At 68.1% G+C, this 7,836-nt stretch carries 10 protein-coding genes; 9 read left to right on the plus strand and 1 reads right to left on the minus strand.

Annotated elements, in window-relative coordinates; all coding sequences use genetic code 11:
• The first annotated feature begins 15 nt into the window (after positions 1-15).
• The 7 genes from VIU94_RS36065 to VIU94_RS36095 all read left to right on the plus strand — a co-directional run bounded on the left by VIU94_RS36065 (position 16) and on the right by VIU94_RS36095 (position 6,462).
• Complete coding sequence (locus VIU94_RS36065; RefSeq protein WP_331918339.1) at positions 16-1,227, plus strand: phage portal protein; 1,212 nt, start codon at positions 16-18, stop codon at positions 1,225-1,227.
• Positions 1,227-2,003, plus strand: a complete 777-nt coding sequence (locus VIU94_RS36070; RefSeq protein ID WP_331918323.1) for a VG15 protein — start codon at positions 1,227-1,229, stop codon at positions 2,001-2,003. Before VIU94_RS36065 ends, VIU94_RS36070 begins: the two co-directional genes overlap by 1 nt.
• 119 nt (positions 2,004-2,122) lie before the next feature.
• Positions 2,123-2,758: a hypothetical protein gene (locus VIU94_RS36075; protein WP_331918325.1), complete on the plus strand. Its 636-nt coding sequence runs from the start codon at positions 2,123-2,125 to the stop codon at positions 2,756-2,758.
• A 71-nt stretch (positions 2,759-2,829) separates the two neighbouring features.
• The gene (locus VIU94_RS36080; protein WP_331918327.1) at positions 2,830-3,777 is read left to right on the plus strand and encodes a phage major capsid protein; all 948 of its coding nucleotides are present in this window, start codon (positions 2,830-2,832) and stop codon (positions 3,775-3,777) included.
• A 27-nt stretch (positions 3,778-3,804) separates the two neighbouring features.
• A complete protein-coding gene (locus tag VIU94_RS36085) occupies positions 3,805-4,848 on the plus strand; it encodes a glycosyltransferase family 4 protein (protein WP_331918329.1) in 1,044 nt (347 codons plus the stop codon).
• Between the two features lies 1 nt (position 4,849).
• Positions 4,850-5,464, plus strand: a complete 615-nt coding sequence (locus VIU94_RS36090; protein WP_331918331.1) for a hypothetical protein — start codon at positions 4,850-4,852, stop codon at positions 5,462-5,464.
• Positions 5,461-6,462 carry a glycosyltransferase family 4 protein gene (locus VIU94_RS36095; protein ID WP_331918333.1) on the plus strand — a complete coding sequence of 334 codons (1,002 nt, stop codon included), beginning with the start codon at positions 5,461-5,463 and terminating at the stop codon, positions 6,460-6,462. Before VIU94_RS36090 ends, VIU94_RS36095 begins: the two co-directional genes overlap by 4 nt.
• A 335-nt stretch (positions 6,463-6,797) precedes the next feature.
• Here the strand turns inward: VIU94_RS36095 and VIU94_RS36100 are convergent, their stop codons facing one another.
• Positions 6,798-7,127, minus strand: coding sequence for a DUF4429 domain-containing protein (locus VIU94_RS36100; protein ID WP_331917727.1), 330 nt, complete (start codon positions 7,125-7,127; stop codon positions 6,798-6,800).
• A gap of 35 nt (positions 7,128-7,162) precedes the next feature.
• Between VIU94_RS36100 and VIU94_RS36105 the strand changes: the two genes are divergently transcribed.
• Both VIU94_RS36105 and VIU94_RS36110 read left to right on the plus strand, forming a co-directional pair.
• The gene (locus VIU94_RS36105) at positions 7,163-7,489 is read left to right on the plus strand and encodes an HK97 gp10 family phage protein (protein WP_331918335.1); all 327 of its coding nucleotides are present in this window, start codon (positions 7,163-7,165) and stop codon (positions 7,487-7,489) included.
• Positions 7,489-7,836, plus strand: a 348-nt coding sequence (locus VIU94_RS36110) for a phage tail termination protein (RefSeq protein WP_331918337.1), incomplete at its 3' end; no start/stop codon positions are given. The genes VIU94_RS36105 and VIU94_RS36110, both read left to right, overlap by 1 nt.

The raw sequence follows: 7,836 nt of genomic DNA on the forward strand, positions 1-7,836 counted from the left end.
GCGAAGGTCAACATCCTGCCGCTCGTGGTCACCGTTGTCGCGCAGAACATGTACGTCGACGGCTACAGGCCAGCTGGCTCGGATGAGAACGCGGCGCCGTGGGCGATCTGGCAGGCGAACCGTATGGATGCCCGCCAGCACGGCATTCACCGCTCGGTGCTCAGCTACGGGGCCGCCTACGCGGTGGTGATGCCGGGCAAGCCGGTGCCGGTGATCACACCGTTCTCGCCGCGACGCATGACCGCCTTGTACGCGGACCCGGTGAACGACGAGTGGCCGATCTTTGCGGTGGAAGACCGCCTGGAGAACACGGCGAAGGGCAAGCGCCGGGTGGTCCGCATCTACGACGACCAGGCCCGGTACACGCTGGCCGGCAAGGAAGACGGCTCGCAGCTGGCGCCCGACGGGGATCAGTGGCTGATGCGGCACGACCTCGGGGTGTGCCCGGTGGTCCGCTACATCAACACCGAGGATCTCGACGGTGACGGCGTTGTGGGCGAGGTCGAGCCCCTGATCGACTCGCAGGACCAGCTGAACATGACGACGTTCAACCTGCTGATGGCGCAGCAGTACGCGGCGTTTCGTCAGCGGTGGGTGACCGGCATGGCGCCGCCTCTGGACGGCGACGGGAACCCGATCGAACCGTTCAGGTCGCGTGTTGACGGCCTGTTCGTTGCGGAGGACGCGGACACCAAGTTCGGCGAGTTCGGGCAGACGGACCTCAAGGGCTACCTCGACTCTCGTGAGTCGACGATCCGGCACATCGCCACCTTGTCGCAGGTCCCGCCCTACCACCTGCTCGGGCAGATGGTGAACCTGTCCGCCGAAGCACTGGCAGCTGCCCGCGACGGCCTCGACCGCAAGACGGACGAACGCGAATCGCTGTGCGGCGAAGGCCACGAGCAGACACTGCGGCTGGCCGGCCTCGCGGCAGGGGATTCCAGGGCATGGGAGGACACGGCAGCCCAGGTGGTGTGGCGGGACACTTCGGCCCGCTCCCTGGCGCAGACCGTGGACGCCCTCGGGAAGCTCGTGACGATGCTCGGGGTGCCCCCGCAAGAGCTGTGGGAGAAGATCCCGGGCGTTACACAGACGGACGTCGAGCGATGGAAGACGACAGCGGAGCAGGGAGATTCCCTGGGGCGCCTGAACGGGATCATCGAGAAGCAGATGGCCCAGCCCGCTTCGGCGACGGCCCCCGGGCCAGCCCCTGACGTGGCGGCCTGATGGCCCGCACGGAAGCCCCGCAGGCCTACCGGCGCATCCAGGCGCTCATGGCGGCCCGCCTCGCCCAGCAGGTGCTGCAGGTGTGGCGGGAGTTGATGAACCCCGCAAAGATCGACGCCTCATGGCCGGCAGTCCGCGCCGCGCTCGCGCCCATCGTGCAGCAGGCCCGTGAACAGTCCGCCGCGCTGGCGCAATCCAGCTACCTGGCGGCCAGGGGCGACGCCGGCCTGCCGGACGACGGGTTCAGGCCCGAGGGTCCGCTCCCGCTGCTGGTTGACCGTCTTGAAGCGACCCTCGATGTGACAGGGCCGGTGGAGTTCAAGCGCGCGATCGCCGCCGGGAAAACGCCGCAGCAGGCCATGGACGCTGCCGCTGTCCGCATGGTCGGCTCCACTCAGTACCTGGCACTCGAAGGCGGCCGACAGGCGATGCAGCGGTCGATCACCGCCGACGGGCAGGCCACTGGCTGGTCGCGGGTGACGGACGCTGATCCGTGCGCCTGGTGCGCCATGCTCGCCTCCCGCGGGCCGGTCTACAAGTCAGCCCAGACGGCAGGCGATCCGCGCCAGGGCGGCAACCGCTACCACGATCACTGCGCGTGCCAAGCGTGGCCCGCGTTCACCCACGACGAACCGTTCATCGGCATCGCCGAGAACCTCTACGACGACTGGCTGCGGGAAACGCGAGGTCGCGGCGGCAAGCACGCCGTCAACGCGTTCCGCCGCTGGTGGGAGTCCGAAGGGCGCGCCGCCTACGCGGCCCCTGCCCGTCCCTGACTCCCGATCACGGCACCACTCGTGCCGTACATGGCGCCCGCCGACACGGCTGGGCGCCTTTCGCATAACCACCTCCGCGTTCGCCGACATGGCGTCGCACCCGACAGGGAGCCCAAGCAATGGCCGAGAACACCTCGGAGACCGCCAGCGGCACGCCGGTAGTCCCCACCCCCGCCGAAGCAGTCGCCGCAGGACAGATTCCCGCACAGGTCCAGAACCCTCCCGGCCAGCAGGCCGCCCCGGCTCAGCAGAGCGCGGGCGCCTCCAGGCAGGAGGTCACGGACTGGGAGTCCGAGGCGACGAAGTGGAAGGCGCTGTCGCGGCAGCACGAGAACAAGCACCTGGCTGCGCTCGGCTTCAAGTCGAAGGACGAGATCGAGCAGCTCCGCCAGGCCGCGCAGAAGTACCAGGAGTTCGAGGACACCCAGAAGTCCGAACTCCAGCGGGCGACCGAACGCGCCCAGGGCGTCGAGCAGCAGCTCGCCGATCTGCGCGCCACGAACACCCGCCTCATGGCGGCGGCAACGCACAACATCCCGCCGGACCTGATCGACCTCCTCGGCTCGGGCAGCGAAGACGAGATCAATGCGCGCGCAGAGATGCTCGCCGAACGGCTGAAGGCGTCCGCTCCCGCCGCGCCGCCGGCCCAGCAGCGGCCGGTCGAGTCGCTCACGCCGGGCGCCGCCACCGCCTCAGGCGGCACGGAGGCGACTCCCGACCAGTGGATCCGCCGGATGGCTGGCCGCACTCCCTGATCTGAATCTCACCGCAGCGCCGGAATCACCCGCACGGGGCCGGGGTCGCTGCCTTTCCGGAAGGAGACCCCGTGCCTTTCAATTCGCTCATCAGCCGGGACGCCAGCAACGACCCGCTCGTCCCGACGCCCGTATCGGCGGAGATCATCCAGGAGCTCCCGGCGGCTTCCGCCCTGCTCCAGCGTGCTCGCAACGTGCCGATGTCATCCAAGACGCAGCGCCAGCCCGTCCTCGACGTGCTGCCGCTGGCCTACTTCGTCGGTGGCGACACCGGCCTGAAGCAGACCACGGCGCAGGACTGGAAGAACGTCGACCTGGTCGCCGAGGAGATCGCCGCAATCGTGCCGATCCCCGAGGCTTACCTCGACGACGCCCAGATGCCGATCTGGGAGCAGGTTCGACCGCGCCTCGTGGAGGCCATCGGCGCCAAGCTGGACGCGGCCGGCCTCTTCGGTCTCGACAAGCCGTCCACGTGGCCCGCCGCGGTCTACCAGTCCGCGGTGGCTGCGGGAAACGCGGTCATCTCCGGGACCGGCGGGGACTTCGCAGTAGACGTCGCCACGGCCGCCGGGAAGGTGGCCGAGGACGGGTTCGCCGTGAACGGCTTCATGAGCCGTCCGGGCCTGACGTGGAAGCTCAACACGATGCGCACCGAGCAGGGCGTGCCGATCTACCAGCCGAATCTGCAGGGGGTGCCGGGCGGAACGCTGTACGGCTACCCGATGTCGGAGCTCACCAACGGCGCCTGGGACATGTCCGAGGCCGAGCTGCTGATGGGCGACTGGTCGAAGGCCATCGTGGGTGTCCGGCAGGACATCAGCTTCAAGCTGTTCACCGAGGGCGTCATCTCCGACGACGACGGCAAGGTCATCCTCAACCTGATGCAGCAGGACTCGGTGGCCATGCGCGTCGTCATGCGCGTCGCGTTCGCCACGGCCAACCCGGCGACCCGCCTGAACACCAACTCGGCGACCCGCAGCCCGTTCGCCGTCGTCCAGGCGACCACGGCCGCGTCCTGACCGTGAGCGGCCGGCAGCCTCGACGGGTTGCCGGCCGCCTGGGGATCGGAGTTCCTGTTGCGGGTCTTGGCGATGCTTCACGCCTACCCTCCAGCCCACAATGCGGGGGCCGAGTGGGCGGCGCACAGCCTCCTGCGGGAGTTGGCGGCCCGCGGACACGACGTCGATGTCCTCTTGTCGCAGCGCGGTGCCGCGACCGATGTCTACGAGATCGACGGCGTGAGCGTCTACCCGTACCGGAGCAAGGCCGATCCGTCGCGGTGGATGCGCGGTGACGGCCGGGCTCAGGCGATCGTGACGCACCTGGAGAACACGGCCAGGGCGTCAGTACTGGGGGAGCTGAACCGGATCCCGGTGGTTCATCTGCTTCACAACACCTTCGAGAAGTCGAAGTCGTGGCTGGTGAAGGGCTCCCCGTCGCTAGTCGTGTACAACACGGCCTGGATGAAGGCTGATGCGGAGGCGTGGTGGCGTGTTCACCGCGGGGATCGGCCGATGCCGTGGGGTATCACCGTGCACCCGCCGGTAGCCGTCGAGGACTATCAGGCCACGCCAGGCGACCGCATCACGTTGATCAATCTAACTGTGGAGAAGGGCGCGAAGGTCTTCTACGCGCTCGCCGAACGCATGCCACGCCGCAAGTTCCTTGGCGTCATCGGCGGATACGGGCAGCAGATCATCCGCGAAGATCTGCCGAACGTGGAGATCGTGCCGCACACGCCAGGGGACCGGATGGCGAAGGACGTCTACGCCCGCACCAGGGTCCTCCTGGCGCCGTCCTCCTACGAGTCTTACGGGCGCGTCGCGGTCGAAGCGATGTGCTCCGGAATTCCGGTGGTCGCCCACCCCACCCCTGGGCTCATGGAGTCGCTGGGCGAGGCGGGCATTTTCGCCGACCGTGACGACGTCGACGCCTGGATGGCCGCCGTGAAGCGACTGTTCTCACCGAAGGTCTACCCGCAAGCGTCCAAGGCTGCCGCAGCCCGCGCCGCAGGACTCGACCCCGCCGCCGAACTTGATGTGTGGGCGGCAGCAATGGAGGGGGTGGCGAAGCGTGGAGCCCCTCGCTAGCGTGACGGACCTTTCAGACCGTCTGGGCAGGCCGCTTACTTCTGTCGAGGAAGCGCGTGCGCAGTCCCTGCTGGCGGATGCCTCAGCGAAGGTCCGCGCGTACACCAAGCAGGCGTTCACGCGCACCGACAACGAGACCGTGGTGCTTCGCGCCCAGCAGGGCGAGATCCGGCTGCCACAGAAGCCCGTCATTGCGGTCGCCGGAGTAGTGGCCGTCGGGGCGGGCGGGGCACCGGACCTCCCGGTGGTGGGATGGCAATGGGACGGCATCGACATCATCCGAATCGCCGCCGACACCCCGTCGATCAACATGCCGGAGCGCTGGTACGTCGAGGACGCCGACGCCTATCCGGGCACCTATCGGGTGACGTACAGCCACGGCGCCGCTGAAGTGCCCGCAGACGTGGTGGCGGTTGTGGCGCGTATGGCCCTTCGCACCCTGACATCGCCCACGGTCGCCGGCGGTGTGACTGGGGAGACGATCGGCCCCTACTCGTACCGCACCGACGGGTCCGGTGTCGGCACGGCGGTTGCCATGACTGACGAGGATCGACGGGAGCTCGATGATGCCGGTTATCGTCCGAAGGCTGGCATGTCGATGGTGAGGCACCGATGAGCCGGCCGCTGAGGATCGTTGTCCGCGTCCATGCGATGCCTCCCGAGCACAATGCTGGCGCCGAGCACATGCTGGTCGGAATGCTGCGCCCACTCGTGGAGCGCGGACACGACGTGCAGGTGTGGCTGTCTCAGCACGGTGACGCCCACGAGCCCTACGCGTACCGGGGGATCCCTGTGATCCCCCTGGCGTCCCGCCTGGATTTCGGGAGTGCAGTACGCAAGGCGGACGTCGCCCTGTCGCATCTGGAGTCCGTTCCAACGACAGCGTCGCTAGCCCGGGGCTTCGGCAAACCGATGATCGTAGTCTGCCACAACACGCACCGGACCAGCTTCCGCGACATGGCCAGCGGCGGCACCGCGCTGGCGGTCTACAACAGCCGATGGATGGAACGCGAGGCGGAGCTGTTCTTCGCCGAGTACCCGAAGAGTGTGCGCCCGCATCAGTCGCTGATCGTGCGGCCTCCGGTTGTCGCCTCCGAGTACGAGACGAAGCCCGGGGGCGCGGTGACGCTCGTCAACTGCAGCAAGGAGAAGGGCGGCGAGGTTCTCGCCGCCTTGGCCCAGCGCATGCCAGAGCAGCAGTTCCTTGCCGTGACGGGTGCATACGGAGAACAAGCGCTCCCAGACTTGCCGAACGTCGAAGTCCTCGAGCACGTCCGAGGCGATGACATGCGGACGCAGGTGTACGCGCGCACGAAAGTGCTGCTCATGCCCAGCTCCTACGAGTCGTGGGGGCGCGTCGGCGTGGAGGCGATGGCCAGCGGAATCCCCGTGCTAGCCCATCCGACGCCAGGGCTGTGCGAGTCCCTGGCTGACGCCGGCGTGTATGCCGACCGCAACGACTGGGATGGCTACGAGGCGACGCTGAGGCAGCTGCTGACGCCGGGTGAGTACCGTCTGGCGTCCAAGCGGGCGAAGGCGCGTAGCGCGGAGCTGGACCCCTCGGAAGACCTTGCAGCATGGTGTGCCGCGGTAGAGGGAGTCGCCCGTGCGTGAGCTCCCCGCGGGGGACGTGGTCACGATCCTGCGTCCTGGCGCGCCGTCTCGTGACGTGTACGGAAACGACGTCCCAGGGCCTCCGACCGAGATTCCGGTGCCGGGTTGCGGCATCGCTCCGCGGGACGGTACGGGGGCAGGAGCCAATGAAGACGTTGACGCCCGCGACACCGTCATCACCGGCCTCACGCTGTACGCCCCTTATGGCACCGACATCCGAGCTACGGACCAGATCCGTGTCGCCGGCGACTTGTATGAGGTGGATGGGCTACCCGGGAGCTTCCGCTCACCTTTCACGGGTTCGACGGGCCCGGTAGTGGCCGCGCTCAAGCTGGTCACCGGATAGTGCGAGCCTGCTCGACGGCGGCGATCAGCTTCTCGGCTGCGTCGTTGCTCCTACGGGGGATGGACAGGCTGTAGGGGTCCTCGTATGGGGGCCTGCCGCCGCCGAAGCTCCCCGAAGGCTTCTCACCTGCCGGTCGGCCGTCGGGGAGCAGGAACTGCACGTAGCCGTGGAACAGGCGGCTTCCGGGCTTGAGGCGCGTGCCCTGAATGTCTGCGGCTCGCAGCCGGGTCGGCGCCGGCTTAGGACCGATCGGCGTCTTCGTGATGGTGATCCATTCCCCGTCGAAGCTGATGCTGCCGAGCACACCCTTGACGTCCACGTCCGCCCCCTGAATCGCGATTTGCAGGAGGGGCTATGGCAGCACGCTTCAAACCGAATCGCAAAGGCATCGGCGACATGCTGCGGATGCCGGGCATGCAGGCGGAGATGCTGCGCCGCGCCGAGGTCATCAAGGGCATCGCGGAGGCGACTTCCCCGGTCGATCATGCGAGCCCCGATCCTGGCCACTACCAGCGGTCATGGGAAACCGACTCCACAAACCGCGGCGGTCGCCGCCGAGACCGCGCCGTCGCCTACGTCCGCAATGGCTCCTACTACGCCCGTTGGGTGGAGTACGGCACCGAGCGCGTGCCCGCCCATCATGTGCTGCTACAGGCGGCGCAGTTGGGCGGGCGGAACTGATGACCGCCGTCGGCAGCGTCGATGTGGAAGCTGAGCTCGTTGCATGGCTGGCGTCCGGACTCGACGTAAGAGTCCTGACAGACCTTCCGGCCAACCTAGGCGAGATCTTGCCCATCATTCAGATCCAGCGGGCAGGTGGCGGCGATGACGGCCTCCGCCTCGACCGCGCCTTTGTCGACGTCGACGTGTACGCGGCCACCCGGCAGGCGGCATCGCAACTCATGAGCCAGACACGCTCACTACTCCTCACGGAGCTGAGAGGAGCGGTCACACCTACGGCGGTCTTCACGTCCGCTCGCACCATCGCGGCGCCGGCATGGCGCCCGTATGAAAACCCGGCCCTGCGC

It is taken from the genome of Streptomyces sp., from assembly GCF_036566765.1.
In the GTDB taxonomy this organism is placed as follows: domain Bacteria; phylum Actinomycetota; class Actinomycetes; order Streptomycetales; family Streptomycetaceae; genus Streptomyces.

Coding starts and splice junctions, on each gene's coding strand:
- VIU94_RS36070 (WP_331918323.1), top strand. CDS start 1,227: ATGGCCCGCACGGAAGCCCCGCAGGCCTACCGGCGCATCCAGGCGCTC.
- VIU94_RS36075 (WP_331918325.1), top strand. CDS start 2,123: ATGGCCGAGAACACCTCGGAGACCGCCAGCGGCACGCCGGTAGTCCCC.
- VIU94_RS36095 (WP_331918333.1), top strand. CDS start 5,461: ATGAGCCGGCCGCTGAGGATCGTTGTCCGCGTCCATGCGATGCCTCCC.
- VIU94_RS36105 (WP_331918335.1), top strand. CDS start 7,163: ATGGCAGCACGCTTCAAACCGAATCGCAAAGGCATCGGCGACATGCTG.